A 16823-nucleotide genomic window follows, 5' to 3' on the forward strand; every position below is an offset into this window, starting at 1 on the left:
AACGCACGTATGAATGAGGAAAAGCTCCGCTACTTTCTCAAGCGGGTGACCGCCGACCTGCATGAGACCCGGCGCCGCCTGCAGGAGGTGGAGTCGGAGGACCAGGAGCCCATCGCGATCGTCGGCATGAGCTGCCGCTACCCGGGCGGCGTCGAGTCGCCCGAGGACCTGTGGCGGCTGGTGTCCGAGGGCGGGGACGGCATTTCCGAGTTCCCCACCGACCGCGGCTGGGACATCGGGCGGCTCTTCGACGACAATCCGGACGGCGCGGGTACGAGCTATGTCCGGGAGGGCGGTTTCCTCCACGACGCCAACTACTTCGACCCCGCGTTCTTCGGTATCAATCCGCGCGAGGCCCTCGCGATGGACCCCCAGCAGCGGCTGCTGCTGGAGACCACGTGGGAGGTGTTCGAGCGGGCGGGCATCGACGCCACCTCCGTGCGCGGCACCCGTACCGGTGTCTTCGCGGGCGTCATGTACCACGACTACGCCTCGCGGCTGCGCGCCGTGCCGCCCGGTGTCGAGGGCTATCTCGGCACCGGCGGCTCCAGCAGCATCGCCTCCGGCCGGGTGGCGTACACCTTCGGCCTGGAGGGCCCCGCGCTCACCGTCGACACCGCGTGCTCCTCGTCGCTGGTGACCCTGCATCTGGCCATGCAGGCGCTGCGCAACGGCGAATGCTCGCTGGCGCTGGCGGGCGGTGTGACCGTGATGTCGACGCCCGGCACCTTCACCGAGTTCAGCCGCCAGCGCGGGCTGTCCTTCGACGGCCGCTGCAAGTCCTTCGCGGCGTCGGCGGACGGCACCGGCTGGTCCGAGGGCGCGGGCATGCTGCTGGTGGAGCGGCTGTCGGACGCCCGTAAGAACGGCCACCGGGTGCTGGCCGTCGTCCGTGGCTCCGCGATCAATCAGGACGGCGCGAGCAACGGCCTGACCGCGCCCAACGGCCCGTCCCAGCAGCGCGTCATCCGCCAGGCGCTCGCCAGCGCCCGGCTGACCGCCGACCAGATCGACGTGGTCGAGGCACACGGCACCGGTACGACGCTCGGCGACCCGATCGAGGCGCAGGCGCTGCTGGCCACCTACGGCAAGGAGAAGAGCCCCGAGCGGCCGCTGCTGCTGGGCTCCATCAAGTCCAATGTCGGCCACACCCAGGCCGCCGCCGGTGTCGCCGGGATCATCAAGATGGTCAAGGCCATCGAGCACGGCTATGTGCCCAAGTCCCTGCACATCGACGAGCCGTCGCCGCACATCGACTGGTCGGCCGGGGCCGTCTCGCTGCTGACCGAGGGCCGGCCCTGGCCGGAGACCGACCGTCCGCGCCGCGCCGCCGTGTCCTCGTTCGGCATCAGCGGCACCAACGCCCACTTGATCATCGAGCAGGCGCCGGTGGCGGAGGAGGAGACCGACGGCGAGGAGGCCGAAGAGGCCCCCGTTGAGGAGCTGGCGGAGCCCCGCACCCTTCCGGTACTGCCGTGGCTGGTCTCCGCCAAGGGCGAGGACGCCCTGCGCGCCCAGGCCGCCCGGCTCCACCGCTACGTGGCCGAACGCCCCGAGCTGGACCCGGTGTCCCTCGGCCACTCCCTGGCCACCACCCGTGCCGCCCTGGAGAACCGGGCCGCCGTCATCGCCGGTGACCGCGCGACCTTCCTCGACCGCCTCGCCGCGCTCGCCTCCGGTCAGCCCGCCGCCGGGGTGGTCCAGGGCGTGGAGACGCGGGGCAAGCTGGCGTTCCTCTTCACCGGCCAGGGCAGCCAGCGCCTCGGCATGGGACACGAGCTGTACTCGACCTACCCGGCGTTCGCCGAGGCGTTTGACGCGGTGTGTGCCGCGCTCGACCCGCGCCTGGAACGGCCGCTGAAGGACGTGCTGTTCGGCGACGACGCCGCCGCGCTGGACCGGACCGGCTTCACCCAGCCCGCGCTGTTCGCCATCGAGGTGGCGCTGTTCCGCCTCGTCGAGTCGTGGGGGCTGAAGCCGGACGTGGTCTCCGGACACTCCATCGGCGAGATCGCCGCCGCGCATGTGGCGGGGGTGCTCTCGCTCGACGCCGCCGCTCTGCTGGTGGCGGCCCGGGGCCGCTTGATGCAGCGGCTGCCGGGCGGCGGCGCGATGATCGGCGTCCAGGCGTCCGAGGACGAGGTGGCGCCGCAGCTGACCGAGCGCGTCTCGATCGCCGCGCTCAACGGCCCGACGTCGGTCGTCATCGCCGGTGACGAGGACGCCACGGTGGAGATCGCGGAAGGCTTCGAGGCCCAGGGCCGCAAGACCAAACGCCTCACCGTCAGCCACGCCTTCCACTCGCCGCTGATGGACCCGATGCTGGAGGCGTTCCGCAAGGTCGCCGAGAGCCTGACGTACGAGGCCCCGAAGATCCCGGTGGTCTCCAACCTGACCGGCGGCATCGCGCCCGCCGCGGAGATCGCCACCGCCGACTTCTGGGTCCGCCATGTCCGCGAGGCCGTGCGCTTCCTCGACGGTATGCGCGCCATGGAGGCGCAGGGCGTCACCACCTACCTCGAACTCGGCCCGGACGGTGTGCTGTCCGCGCTCGGCCAGGAGTGCCTGGCGGGCGAGTCCGAGCACGTGGCGTTCGCCGCCGCGCTGCGCAAGGACCGCCCCGAGGCCGAAACCCTGACCACTGCCCTGGCCACCCTCCACACCCGCGGCACGGCCCCCGACTGGGAGGCGTACTACGCGGGGACCGGCGCCGAGCGCGTCGAGCTGCCCACCTACGCCTTCCAGCGCGAGCACTACTGGCTGGACGCGGGCACCGCCTACGGCGACGTCTCCTCGTTCGGCCTCGGCACCGCCGACCATCCGCTGCTCGGCACGGCCGTGTCCCTGGCCGACGCGGAGGGCTTCCTGTTCACCGGGCGGCTCGCCCTGGACACCCACCCGTGGCTGGCCGACCACGCCGTCATGGGCGCGGTGCTGCTGCCCGGCACCGCGTTCGTGGAGCTGGCGGTGCGCGCCGGTGAGCAGGCCGGCTGCGACCTGGTCGAGGAACTCACCCTGGAGGCCCCGCTGATCCTGCCCGAGCGGGGCGGGGTCCGGCTCCAGATCGCCGTGGGCGCCCAGGACGACACCGGCCGCCGCACCCTCGCCCTCCACTCCCGCCCCGACGAGGCCGGAGACGACGAACCGTGGCTGCGGCACGCCACCGGTGTGCTCGCGGAGAGCGCGCCCGCGGCCCCGTCGTTCGACCTGAGCGCCTGGCCGCCCGCGGGCACCGAGCGCATCGAGACCGACGGACTGTACGACGGCCTGGCCGAGGCGGGCTTCGGCTACGGCCCGGTCTTCCAGGGGCTGCGGGCCGCCTGGCGGGGCGACGGCGAGGTCTACGCCGAGGTCGCCCTGCCCGAGGACGCCGAACCCGGCGCCGCCTTCTTCGGACTGCACCCGGCCCTGCTGGACGCCGTCCTGCACACCATCGGCCTCAGCGATCTGACCGAGAACCCGGGCCAGGGCGGACTGCCCTTCTCCTGGACCGGTGTGCGCGTCCACTCGGTGGGCGCGGACAGCGTACGGGTCCGGCTGTCCCCGGCCGGAAACGGCACGGTTTCCCTGCAACTCGCCGATGTCACCGGCGCCCCGGTGGCCGAGGTGGAACGCCTCGCCCTGCGCACGGTCTCTCCGGACCAGCTGAGCGCCGACCGCTCCGGCGGCAACGCGGCGGACGCCCTCTTCCGCGTGGACTGGACGCCGATCCCGACCCCGTCCGGCCCGGTATCCACGGACGGCTGGGTGGCGGTGGGCCCCAACTCCCTGGGCCTCGATACCTACCCGGACCTGACCACCCTGACCGAGGCGGCGGGGGAGGCCCCGGAGTACATCGTGGTGTCGCTGATGGCCTCCGATGGTGTGGTTCCGCATGCCCATCCGAGCGCGGCACATCAAGCCCGTCCGGCGATTGAGGACACGCCCGAAGGGCGTGCCGGGGCACCGGCCGCGGCAATGGAAGCCCGTCCGGCGATTGAGGACCAGGGTCCAGGGGCGGAGCCCATGGTTGCGGGAAGGGGCGGGACAGGGGATAGCCCCACCCAAGCCGCACACGAAGCCACCACCCGCACCCTCACCCTGCTCCAGACCTACCTCACCGAAGACCACTTCGCGGACACCCGCCTGGTCATCCTCACCACCGGCGCCGCAAGCACCACCCCCACCGAACCCCTCACCAACCTCCCCCACGCCGCGGCCCGCGGCCTGATCCGCTCCGCCCAGTCGGAGAACCCGGGCCGAATCCTGCTCGTGGACGTAGACGTGGACGGCCACGCGGATTCGCTGGCCGCACTGCGGACCGCTGTGGCATCCGGCGAGCAGGAAGTCGCGGTGCGCAACGGCGAGGTCCGGGCCCCGCGCCTGGCGAGGGCCGCCGCCCCCGCCGCCGCCCCGGCCCCCGCCCCTGCGTGGAACCCCAACGGCACGGTGCTGATCACAGGCGCCACCGGCACCCTCGGCACCCTGTTCGCCAAGCACGTGGTGACCGAGCGCGGTGCTCGCCACCTCCTCCTGCTCAGCCGCCGTGGCGCGGAAGCCCCCGGCGCCGCCGAACTCACCGCGGAACTCACCGCGCTGGGCGCGGAAGCCCACTGGGCCGCCTGCGACGTAGCAGACCGAGACGCCCTCGCCGACGCACTGACGGCGATCCCGGACGAGCACCCCCTCACCGCCGTCATCCACACGGCAGGTGTCCTGGACGATGGCGTCATCGCCTCCCTCACCCCCGACCGCATGGCGCACGTACTGCGCCCGAAGGTCGACGCGGCGTGGAACCTCCACGAGCTGACCCAGGGCGCGGACCTGTCCGCGTTCGTCCTGTTCTCCTCCGCCGCCGGTGTCTTCGGCGGTGCGGGCCAGGGCAACTACGCGGCGGCCAACGCCTTCCTGGACGCCCTCGCCCAGCACCGCACCGCGCAGGGCCTGCCCGCCACCTCCCTCGCCTGGGGCCTGTGGGCCGAGTCCGGCGGCATGGCCGGTGAGCTGGACGAGACGGAGCTGGACCGGCTGCGGCGCGGTGGTGTCGCCGCCATCACCGCCGCCCAGGGCCGGGAGCTGTTCGACCTCGCGGACACCGCCGACGAGGCCCTCCTCGTGCCGATGCCCCTCGACCTGGCCGCCCTCCGGGCGCAGGCGAGCGCCGGAATGCTGCCGCCGCTCTTCCGTGGTCTGGTCCGCGTCCCGCCCCGCCGCGCGGCCCAGGCCGCCGCCGCGGCGCGGTCCGGCGCGCTCGCCCAGCAGCTCGCCGGGGCGTCCGACGCCGAGGCCGAGGCGATCGTCCTCGGCGTGGTCCGTACGCAGGTGGCGGCCGTGCTCGGCTACGCCGGGCCCGAAGCGGTCGAGCCGCAGCGCGCGTTCAGCGAGGTCGGCTTCGACTCGCTCACCGCCGTCGAACTGCGCAACCGCCTCACCGCGGTCAGCGGCGTCCGGCTCCCCGCGACGCTGATCTTCGACTACCCGACCCCCGCCGCCCTCGCCGCGTATCTGCGGGCCGAGGCCCAGGGCGGCCAGGAGGACGCCGCCGCACCTGTGGCCGCCGCGGCAGCGGGCGATGACGAGCCGATCGCCATCGTGGCCATGAGCTGCCGGTTCCCCGGCGGGGTGACCTCGCCCGAGGACCTGTGGAAGCTGGTCGTCGAGGGCGCCGACGCCATCACCGACATGCCCACCGACCGTGGCTGGGACATCGAGTCGCTCTACGACGACGACCCCGACCAGCAGGGCACCAGCTACGCCCGCAACGGCGGATTCCTGCACGACGCCCACCACTTCGACCCCGTCTTCTTCGGGATCTCGCCCCGTGAGGCGCTCGCCATGGACCCCCAGCAGCGGCTGCTGCTGGAGACGACGTGGGAGGCGTTCGAGCGGGCCGGGATCGACCCGGCGGCGGTGCGCGGCAGCCGGACCGGTGTCTACACCGGCGTCATGTACAACGACTACGGCACCCTGCTGCACCGCGCCCCCGACGGCCTCGAGGGCTATATGGGCACCGCCAGCTCCGGCAGTGTCGCCTCGGGCCGGGTGTCGTACACCTTCGGTCTGGAGGGTCCGGCGGTCACCGTCGACACGGCGTGCTCGTCGTCGCTGGTCACCCTGCATATGGCGGTGCAGGCACTGCGCAGCGGCGAATGCTCGCTCGCGCTCGCGGGCGGTGTGACCGTGATGGCCACCCCCGGCACCTTCGTGGCCTTCAGCAAGCAGCGCGGCCTCGCCACCGACGGCCGCTGCAAGCCCTTCGCCGCCGCCGCCGACGGTACGGCCTGGGGCGAGGGCGTGGGCATGCTGCTGGTCGAGCGGCTGTCGGACGCCCGCAAGAACGGCCATCCGGTGCTCGCGATCGTCCGCGGCTCCGCGATCAACCAGGACGGCGCCTCCAACGGCCTCACCGCGCCCAACGGCCCGTCCCAGCAGCGGGTCATCCGCCAGGCTCTCGCCAACGCCCGGCTGTCCGCCGCCGAGGTGGACGTCGTCGAGGCACACGGCACCGGTACGACGCTGGGTGACCCGATCGAGGCGCAGGCGCTGCTCGCCACCTACGGCCAGGAGCGGACCGAGGACGAGCCGCTCTGGCTCGGCTCGGTGAAGTCCAACTTCGGCCACACCCAGGCCGCGGCCGGTGTCGCCGGCATCATCAAGATGGTCAAGGCCATCGAGCACGGCGTCCTGCCCAGGACCCTGCATGTGGACGAGCCGTCGCCGCACGTGGACTGGTCGGCGGGCGCGGTGTCGCTGCTCACCGAGCAGCTGGAGTGGCCGGAGACCGGCCGTCCGCGCCGCGCCGCGGTGTCCTCCTTCGGCATCAGCGGCACCAACGCGCACACCATCATCGAACAGGCCCCGGCGGAGCGCCCCACGGCCGCCGCCGACGCCGCCGCGCCCGAGCCCGGTGTGCTGCCGTGGATCCTGTCCGGCAGGAGCGAGGCGGCGCTGGGCGCCCAGGCCGAGCGGCTGCTGGCACACCTCGACACGGATCCGGGCCTGCGCCAGGCCGACGTCGGCTACTCCCTGGCCACCACCCGCGCCGTCCACGACCAGCGCGCCGTGCTGGTCGGCACCGACCGCGACGACTTCATCCGCGCCCTGACGGCACTCGCCCGGGGCGAGGCGGAGGCCCAGCTGGTCCAGGGCACCGGAACGGCCGGCAAGACGGCGTTCGTGTTCCCGGGGCAGGGGTCGCAGTGGGCCGGTATGGCGGTGGGGCTGATGGACGCCTCGCCCGTCTTCGCGGCCCGGATCCACGAATGCGCCGCGGCGCTGGCGGAGTTCACCGACTGGTCGTTGGTGGAGGTGCTGCGCGGCGCCGCGGGCGCGCCGTCGCTGGAGCGCGTGGACGTGGTCCAGCCGGTGCTGTTCGCGGTGATGGTGTCCCTCGCCGAACTGTGGCGTTCGCTGGGCGTCCGGCCGTCCGCCGTGGTCGGCCACTCCCAGGGCGAGATCGCGGCCGCCTGCGTGGCCGGAATCCTGACGCTTCAGGACGCTGCCCGCGTGGTGGCGTTGCGGAGCCAGGCGATCGGCCGGGTGCTGGCGGGCAAGGGCGGCATGGTGTCCGTGGCGCTGCCGGTGGCGGAGGTTCGGGAGCGGATCGCGGTGTGGGGCGAGGAGCGGATCTCCGTCGCTGCCGTCAACGGCCCCTCGTCGGCGGTGGTTTCGGGCGAGCCCGAGGCGCTGGACGAGCTGCTGGCGTCCTGCGAGGCCGATGAGGTGCGGGCCCGCCGGGTGCCGGTGGACTACGCCTCGCATTCGGCCCAGGTCGAACTGCTCCGCGAGGAACTTCTCGAACTGCTCGCCCCCGTACAGCCGAAGAGCGCCCAGGTGCCGTTCCTGTCGACGGTGACGGGGGAGTGGGTCGAGGGTCCGGAGCTGGACGCCGAGTACTGGTTCACCAACCTCCGCCGCACGGTGGAGCTGGAGGGCGCGGTGCGCCGTCTGCTGGATGAGGGCTTTGGCGCCTTCATCGAGTCCAGCGCGCACCCCGTGCTGACGATGGGTGTGCAGGAGACCGCCGAGGACGCGGGCCGTGAGGCTGCCGCGATGGGGTCGCTGCGCCGTGACGAGGGTGGCCTGGACCGGTTCTGGGCCTCGCTCGGCGAGGCGTGGACGCGCGGCGTCACCGTGGACTGGGAGGCGGTGTACGAGGGGACGGGCGCGGAGCGCGTCGAGCTGCCCACGTACGCCTTCCAGCACGAGCGCTACTGGATCGAGGTCCCGCTCTCGGTGGGCGATGTCGCCTCCGCCGGACTGGGCGCCGCCGGGCATCCGCTGCTGGGCGCCGCCGTCGAACTGCCCGACTCCGATGGCTTCCTGCTCACCGGGCGGCTCTCCCTCCAGACCCACCCCTGGCTCGCCGACCACGCCGTGTCCGGCACCGTACTGCTGCCGGGAACCGCCTTCGTGGAGCTGGCGATCCGCGCCGGTGACCAGGTCGGCTGCGACCTCCTGGAGGAGCTGACCCTCGAGGCACCGCTGATCCTGCCCGGCCGGGGTGGGATCCAGCTGCGGCTGACCGTCGGCGCGCCCGACGCGAGCGGCCGCCGGGCGCTGGAGGTCTACTCCCGCCCGGAGCCGGACGCGGACCGGGGCGACGCCTCGGACCAGCCCTGGATCCGCCACGCCAGCGGTGTTCTGGCCTCCGGTGACGCCATGGACGGCGGAGCCGACCTGTCCGTATGGCCGCCCGCCGAGGCCGTCGCCCTCGACGTGGACGACCTCTACGAGCGGTTCGCGGCGGGCGGCTTCGGCTACGGCCCCGCGTTCCAGGGGCTGGGCGCCGCCTGGCGGCGCGGCGAGGAGGTCTTCGCCGAGCTGCGCCTGGAGCAGCGGCAGCATGCCGACGCCGCGCTGTTCGGACTGCATCCGGCGCTGCTGGACGCCGCGCTGCACGGGGTCGCGCTCGGCGACTTCCTGGGCGCCGAGGCCGACGGGATCCGGCTGCCGTTCTCCTGGACCGGGGTCTCCCTCCACGCGGCGGGCGCCACGGCGCTGCGCGTACGGATCGCCCCGGCCGGGCCGGACACGGTGGCCCTCACCGTCGCGGACGAGAACGGTGGCGCGGTCGCGACGGTGGACTCCCTGGTGCTGCGGCGTATCGCCCCGGAGCAGCTGCGCGCGGCCCAGGTGACCTACCACGACTCGCTGTTCCGGCTGGAGTGGGCGCCGGTGCCGGTGCCTTCGGCGGCCCCCGGGACCCTCCGTTGGGCCCTGCTCGGCCAGGACACGGCGAACAGCGCCGGCCAGGACGCCGCGCACGGCACGGACGCCTTCGGGCTCGTCGCCGCGCTGGAGTCCGCCGGTGCCGAATGCGCCGTCTTCCCCGACCTGGCCGAACTCGCGGCCGTGGTGGCCTCGGGCAGCCCCCGGCCGGACGTCGTCCTCCTCCCGCACACCGGCCCCGCCGGGGGCGGGGATGTGGCGGAGGGCGCCCGGCTGGCCACCCACGCCGCGCTGGACAGCGCGCTGTCGTGGCTCGCGGAGGAGGGCCTCGCCGGGGCGCGGCTGGCGTTCGTCACCCGGAGCGCGGTCGCCACGTCCCCGGACGCCGAGGTGCACGACCTGCCACGGTCGGCCGTATGGGGCCTGATCCGCACCGCCCAGACCGAGAACCCGGACCGTTTCCTGCTGCTCGACCTGGACGGTGACGAGACCTCGGCCGATCTGCTCACGGCGGCCGTGACCGGCGGCGAGCCGCAGCTCGCCGTCCGCGCGGGCGCCCTCCACGCGCCGCGACTGGCCCGGGTCGCCACCCAGGAGCAGCACGAGGGCCGGGTAGGGGAAGGGCTCCCGGAGCTCGACCCGGACGGCACGGTCCTGATCACCGGCGCCACCGGTGTCCTCGGCGGGCAGCTCGCCCGCCATCTGGTGGCCGAGCGCGGTGTGCGGCATCTGCTGCTCAACAGCCGCCGCGGACAGCGTGCCCCGGGGATGCCCGAGCTGGTCGACGAACTGACCGCGCTGGGGGCCCGGGTGAGTGTCGCGGCCTGCGATGTGGCCGACCGCGAGGCGCTGTCGATGCTGCTGGCCGAGGTGGACGCGGAGCATCCGCTCACCGCCGTCGTGCACACCGCGGGTGTGCTGGACGACGGGCTGCTGCCCACGCTCACCCCGGGCCGGATCGACACGGTCTTCCGGCCGAAGGTGGCCGCGGCGCACAACCTGCACGAGCTGACCCGCGATCTGGACCTCTCCGCGTTCGTGCTGTTCTCGTCCGCCGCCGGTACCTTCGGCGCGCCGGGCCAGGCCAACTACGCGGCGGCCAACACCTTCCTGGACGCCCTGGCCGCGCAGCGCCGCTCCGCCGGACTGCCCGCGCTCTCGCTGGCCTGGGGCCTGTGGGAGCAGCGCAGCGCGATGACCGGCGGCATGGCGGACGCGGATGTGGCCCGTATGGAGCGCTCCGGGATGGCGCCGCTGTCCTCGCGGGACGGTCTGGAGCTGTTCGACACGGCGTGCACGGTCGGCGGTGAGGCGGTGCTCGTACCGCTGCACCTGGACATCGCGCCGCTGCGCGAGCAGGCCGCCGAGGGTGGGCTGCCCGCCGTGTTCCGCGGGCTGGTCCGGGCTCCGGCCCGGCGGCGCACCGTCGCCGCCGGGGCGGCCGACACGGGCGGCCCCTCGCTGGCGCGGCGGCTGGCCGGGCTGGCCGAGGCGGAGCGGGAGAAGGCCGTGCTGGACCTGGTCCGCGGCCAGGCCGCCGCGGTCCTCGGCTTTCCGGACGCGGAGGCGGTGGGGGCCACGCGTGGCTTCCTGGAGCAGGGCTTCGACTCACTGACCGCCGTCGAGCTGCGCAACCGGCTGAACGCCGCGAGCGGGCTGCGGCTGGCCCCGACGCTGCTGTTCGACCACCCGACGCCCGAGCTGGTCGCCCGGCAACTGCTCGCTCAGCTGGCCAATTCGGTGGCCGCGGAGGGCGGTGCGGTCTCGGACGCGGCGCGTGACGAGGCGGCGGGCGCGGAGCCGTCGGCCGTGTTCGGCGCGATGATGCGGGAGGCCGGACAGCTCGGCAAGCAGGAGGAGTTCACCCGGCTGCTGATGGACGTCTCGCGGTTCCGCCCCTCGTTCGGACGCGCCACCGAGCTGGACAAGGCGCCCGCGCTGGTGCGGCTGTCGCGCGGGGAGACCGGGCCCGCGCTGGTGTGCTTCTCCTCGATCCTGTCGATCGGCGGCCCGCACCAGTACGCTCGGTTCGCCGCCGGATTCCGCGGCCACCGGGACGTCTGGGCGCTGGGCAACCCCGGCTTCGTCGCCGGGGAACGGCTCCCGGCCAACCCGGAGGCGGTGATCGAGGCGCAGGCCGAGGCGGTGCTGCGGGAGACCGACGGGGCGCCGTTCGTGCTGCTGGGCCACTCCTCGGGCGGGCTGCTGGCCCATGAGGTGGCCGCGCGGCTGGAGAGCACCGGGGTCTTCCCGGACGCGGTCGTCCTGCTCGACATCTACTCGCACGACCGGGACGCGGCCGTGGCCCTCCAGCCCGGGCTGAGCGCCGGGATGGACGAGCGCAGCGCCGGCCAGGTGCCGGTGGACGACACCCGGCTGCTGGCCATGGGCGCCTACTTCCGGCTGTTCGGCCAGTGGCGGCCCAAGGAGGTCAAGACGCCGACGCTGCTGGTCAGGGCAGGTGAGCGGCTCTTCGACTGGTCCCGCGACGGCGACTGGCGGTCGTACTGGCAGCTCCCGCACACCGCGCTCGACGTGCCGGGGAACCACTTCACGATGATGGAGGAGCACGCCGGGACGACGGCACGGGCCGTGGAGGACTGGCTGTCCTGACGGACGGACGCGGGCCCGAGCCCTCAAAGGGCCGGGCCCGCCTGCGGAGCTGTTCTCAGGACCGCTTGAATCGGTCGGGGTCGTTGTGGTCGCGATGGCGGGGGCACTGGCATGGCGGCCACGCTTGCCCCAGTGAGTAGGCGTCGCCCTTCTGCCCGTCGAGGACGGCCACGATCGCGCGTCGGGTGGTGACGATCCCGTTGTGCGCCATGGTGTAGACGCGCATCGTCATCTTCGGCCGTTCGTTCCGGTCAGGGTGGTTGTCGGCCATCAGCGGTCCTCCTCTCCTGGTACGGGGGCCAGGAGTTGGAGCAGGCTGCGCAGGCTCCGCTTCATTGTGCCGAGGTGGTAAGCCAGTTCTTCGGGCGTGGCGTCGGCCAGGTCGAGGGTTTCGACTTCCGTGAGGGTCTGTCCGGCGACGATCACGACGGCCTGTTCGAGGCCGTCGCGAGTGGGCTTTCCGGCCGCGACGCACGCGGGGCACAGGCCCGAACGCGGCGCGGTCGGGTGGTGGGCCCCGAAGTCGCCGGGGGTGGCGCACAGGGCGCACCCGGGGGAGAGGACGGGGGCGGCCCGTCCGTCGGCGGTCACCGGATCACCACCATCCCGTGTGGCGCGCACAGCGACTCCACACTCATCAGCCTCCAAGCGGCTGAGGGTCGTGCCCCCGGGCCGGCCGGACGGTCGCGGGGGTCTTGTACGCGGTCTGTTTCCGTGGGGTCACGCCCGGCCTGCGCATGAGGAAACCGGCCGTGATCGAGGCGACGTGGTCTGCCGTCCCGATGCGGTGAGGGGGTGGCAGGTCCGGTCAGCATGGGCGGGCGGTCAGCGCGGTTCATGGGCTCACGCTCTGGCGCGCCTGGTGGGTTCGTGGTCTCACTGGCCACCGATCGCTCCTCTCCGTAGCGATGTGACTACCGAGGAGGTTCGGCGTGACCCTCAGCGGGGGATCATTCAACTCGTCAGGCGGGGACAGAGGGATGGTGAAGCCAGGTGAATCGCAAGGAGTTACACCCGGACAGCAGTCCGCTGGCTGCCTTCGGGGCACGCCTGCGCAGCTTGCGTGAAGGCCGTGGCTGGACACAGGAAGACCTGGCGGATCGGACGGAATATTCCAGTGTGCATATTTCGGCCATCGAAACTGCTCGGAAGCCTCCGACTCTTCGTTTCGTGCGCAGTACGGACCGCGCCTTTGGGACCGAGGGGACGGCGGACTCGTTCGAGCGACAGTGGCGCGAGATCCGCCACGGCAGCCTGTTGGAGGGCTTCCCCGAGTACGTGGGGCACGAGGGCCGGGCGGCGGAGATCCGGCTGTACGAAGTGGGCGTCATCCCCGGTCTGCTCCAGACACCGGAGTACGCGACGGCCCTGGCGGAGAGCGCCGTCAAGCGGGGGGGCGATCACCGCCGAACAGGCGTGGGAGCGGGTGGCGCTCGTCGCGGAGCGGCAGGCCACGCTCGTCCGGACGCGCCCGCCGCTGGTCTTCGTGGTGCTGGACGAAAGCTGTCTCCGTCGTCCCATCGGCGAGCCCGCCGTCATGGACGCCCAGTTCGCCCGGCTGGCCGAGTTCGCCGAGCTGCCGAACACCGTGCTCCAGGTCGCCCCGTTCGACATGGGCACGCGCCGCCCGTTCAATCTGCCGCTCTACATCCTGACGATGCCGGACCGCTCGCTCATGTCCTACGCGGAGTCCGCCCAGCGGGGCCATTTCGAACGGGACAGCAGCTCCGTGGTGCCCGTGCTGACGGCCTACCATCAGCTACAGGCCGAAGCACCTTCTCAGGCTCAGTCTGTAGCCATGATCAGTCAGTTGCGGAAGGGCACTCCATGACGACCGAATCCCCCGTTGGTTCACGTCCTCGTACAGCGACAACGGCGGCGCCTGCGTAGAGGTCGCCGCCAACCTCGTCGCCTTGCGCGGCGTGGTCCCCGTCCGGGACAGCAAGGACCCGCACGGCCCGGCGCTCATGTTCGAGCCGACCGCCTGGTCGTCGTTCGTCTCCGCTGTCGGGCGCGGGGAGTTCCCCACCACCTGACCCGGCCGGCAGCCAGTCACCGAAGCGATCGGCCCCCGGATCGGGGGCCGTCGTCGTGGTGTGCCCAGCTGGTCGCCGCAGGCGTTACGCGGTCTGTCAACCTGTTCCAACCCGGGTGCCGGTCCCCCTATTGTGTTCACCGTCGGTGAGCAACCGATGTGCCAACGGGGGTACGAGATGAATCCGATATCGGTGAAAACGCTGCTGGTGGCGCTGGCTGACGGCGCCGGTGGCGAACTCGGGCGGCAGACGTGGACGGGGCTGAGCCCGTCGCCACAGGGCTGAGCGGCATGGCCGAGGCAGATGCCATCGGGCGGGACGGCGCGAGCGGGGCGGCGTCGAACACGATCAATGGTGGTGTGTTCTTCCACGCCGTGATCCAGGGCCGGGACATCACCGTACAGTTGCCGCCGCAGGTCACCCCGGCGCTGTCCGCACTCCCTCCGGCGTCCGGCACTTTCACCGGTCGTGAGGAGCAGGTGGAGCGGCTACTCGAGGGCCTCGCTCCCGGCAGGGAGCAGCGGAAAGCACCGCTGCTAGCGGCGGTGGCGGGGATGGCCGGAGTCGGCAAGACCGAACTGGTTGTACAGACAGCCACCCGTGCGTTGAAGGAGCCGGGCTGGTTTCCCGGCGGCGTGCTGTTCGTCGACATGTTCGGCTACGACAGCGAACGGCGACTGCCTCCAGATCATGCCCTGGACGGTCTGTTACGGGCTCTGGGAATGCCCGGCGAGCACATCCCCGACGGCCTGCAGGACCGTACGCGGCTGTATCGCAGTGTGCTGGCCGCCTTCGCGGAACAGGGACGGCGGATACTGGTCGTCATCGACAACGCCTCCGACGAGGAGCAAGCTCGCCCTCTGCTGCCCACCGATGGCACCACCGCCGCTCTGCTCACCTCCCGTCACACGCTGGACATCGACGCTCGTCTGCACGACCTCGACGTCCTCGACGTGCGATCCTCCATCGAGTTGCTCGACCAAGCCCTGCACAACGCCCTTGGCCCCGGCGACACCCGTGTGCGGGACGAGCCAGAGCACGCGAAAGCCATCGCCCGGCTCTGTGCCGGCCTGCCGCTGGCCCTGCGTATCGCAACCGCCCTGCTGGCTGATACTCCTCAGCGGCCGCTGGTCTCCCTGGCTCTGGCCCTTGAAGCGGAGCACCGCCGGCTGGACCGGCTCCGCCGCGAGGAGCGCGCGGTACGCGCTGCCTTCGATCTCTCCCACCAGCACCTCGGCCACCAACAGGCCCGCCTGTTCCGGTTGCTGTCGCTCAACCCTGGCGACGACCTTTCTACCGAAACCGCTGCCAACCTTGCCGCCGACGACCTGTACGAGGTGGAGGGACTCCTTCAAGACCTGGCCCGCGCCCACCTGCTCGAACCTGCACACGTCTGGGGCCGCTGGCGGTTTCACGACCTCGTGCGCCTGTATGCCGACGAGAAGGGCCGCCTCCACGCCGACAGCGATGAACGTAACGTGGCCCGCTCCCGTCTCTTTGCCTACTACCAGACCACCGCGGAGGCTGCTAGCACCCATCTGGACACGAGACGCGGCACCCCCTCGGCCTGTTTTCCGGACCGCGATGGCGCGCTGGCCTGGCTGGATGCCGAACGCCCTAACCTCGTCGCCACCGTCACCGCGGCTCCGCGATTCGGCCTCCAGAAAACCAGCTTCGACCTTGCGGACGCTCTTACCCGATACCTCCACGACCGCTATGCCTTTGATGACTGGGTGAACGTCACGACGACGGCCCTGGCCATCTGCCGTGAGTTCGAGGACCGCTGCGGTGAAGCGGCGGCGCTGAACCAGCTCGGTCTCGCCTTTGCCGGGCTGCGGCGGTTCGACGAGGCCATCGACGCCCACGACAATGCCGCAATCGTCTATCGCGACCTCGGGGACCGCGACGGTGAAGCGGGGGCGCTGACGAATCTCGGCAGCGCGCTGACTGAGCTGCGGCGGTTCGACGATGCCGTCACCGCGCATACCCAGGCGGTCACCATTTTCCATGAAACCGGCGACGGTCAGAGGGAAGGTCATGCGCTCAGCAACCTCGGCACCACTTTGAATGAGCTGCGGCGGTTCGACGATGCTCTCATCGCCTACACCCAGGCAGCCACCATTTTCAATAAGGCCGGCAACCGCCAGGATGCTGCCCATGCGCTGAACAACGCTGGCGGCGTCTTGACCGAGCTGCGGCAGTTCGAATGGGCCACCGAATACCATGTGGTGGCTGCCACCATCTTTCGCACCCACGGTGACCGCCACGGTGAAGCACTCGCGTTTAACAACCTTGGCCGGGCTCTGGTCGGGCTACGGCGGTTCGACCAGGCCATCAATGCTCACGCCAAGGCCGCCGCGATCTACGGTGAGGTCGGCGATCACCACCGTGAAGGCATCGCGCTGAACAACCATGGCCTGGCTCTGGTCGAGGTCGGACGGTTCGGCGAGGCTATCGATGCTCACACCCAGGCCGCCGCCATTTTCCGTGAGACCAGGGACCGCCATGGTGAAAGCCAAGCGCTGAACAATCTCGGTCGGCCTCTGGGTGAGATGGGGCGGTTGAGTGAGGCTATCGACGCTCACACCCAGGCCGCGGCCAGCTACCGCGACCTCGGCGACCGCCACCGTGAAGGATTGGCGTTGCACAACCTCGGCGCCACTCTGTCGAAGGCGGGGCGGTTCAAGGAAGCCATCGACGTCCAGACGAAGGCGCTCACCATCTTCCGGGAAACCGGCGACCGCCACCGTGAGGGTCTAGCCCTGCACAACCTCAGCAACGCCCTGTTGGCGAGGGGGCGATTCAAGAAGGCCATCGACGCCCGAACGAAGGCGCTCACCATCTTCCGGGAAATCGGCGACCACCCCTGAGGTGCGGGGGCGACCGCCCGGGCTGACGTACCCCACGTGGCGAATGAGTCCTCGCTGCGAAGCTCTCGCTCCCTCTTCATGATTCGGGATACCTCCGCGCACGGTTCTCCGGTTCCGGGCGGCGGCGGGTCTGCGGCGCTTCGAGGATACGGCG

4 protein-coding genes and 2 pseudogenes are annotated in these 16823 nt (G+C 72.0%); 4 read left to right on the forward strand and 2 right to left on the reverse strand.

Annotation, left to right across the window (positions count from 1 at the left end; genetic code table 11):
* Nucleotides 1–9: 9 nt before the first annotated feature.
* A complete protein-coding gene (locus tag ACFYOY_RS16395; protein ID WP_388587651.1) occupies nt 10–11763 on the forward strand; it encodes a type I polyketide synthase in 11754 nt (3917 codons plus the stop codon).
* 55 nt (nt 11764–11818) lie between these two features.
* Here the strand turns inward: ACFYOY_RS16395 and ACFYOY_RS16400 are convergent, their stop codons facing one another.
* Nucleotides 11819–12034 (reverse strand): hypothetical protein, encoded by a 216-nt coding sequence (locus ACFYOY_RS16400; RefSeq protein ID WP_351882298.1) that lies wholly within the window; start codon nt 12032–12034, stop codon nt 11819–11821.
* The gene (locus ACFYOY_RS16405) at nt 12034–12384 is read right to left on the reverse strand and encodes a hypothetical protein (protein WP_388587654.1); all 351 of its coding nucleotides are present in this window, start codon (nt 12382–12384) and stop codon (nt 12034–12036) included. The genes ACFYOY_RS16400 and ACFYOY_RS16405 overlap by 1 nt, the downstream gene beginning before the upstream one ends.
* 372 nt (nt 12385–12756) lie before the next feature.
* Between ACFYOY_RS16405 and ACFYOY_RS16410 the strand changes: the two are divergent.
* The 3 genes and pseudogenes from ACFYOY_RS16410 (at nt 12757) to ACFYOY_RS16420 (ending at nt 16669) form a co-directional block, all read left to right on the forward strand.
* A pseudogene (locus ACFYOY_RS16410) lies at nt 12757–13594 on the forward strand (helix-turn-helix domain-containing protein).
* Nucleotides 13591–13799, forward strand: a pseudogene (locus ACFYOY_RS16415) (DUF397 domain-containing protein). The pseudogenes ACFYOY_RS16410 and ACFYOY_RS16415 overlap by 4 nt, the downstream one beginning before the upstream one ends.
* Before the next feature lie 290 nt (nt 13800–14089).
* The gene (locus ACFYOY_RS16420) at nt 14090–16669 is read left to right on the forward strand and encodes a tetratricopeptide repeat protein (protein ID WP_388587656.1); all 2580 of its coding nucleotides are present in this window, start codon (nt 14090–14092) and stop codon (nt 16667–16669) included.
* Nucleotides 16670–16823: the final 154 nt, after the last annotated feature.

The sequence above is a fragment of the Streptomyces sp. NPDC007875 genome, assembly GCF_042868035.1.
GTDB classification, from domain to species: Bacteria; Actinomycetota; Actinomycetes; order Streptomycetales; family Streptomycetaceae; genus Streptomyces; species Streptomyces antimycoticus.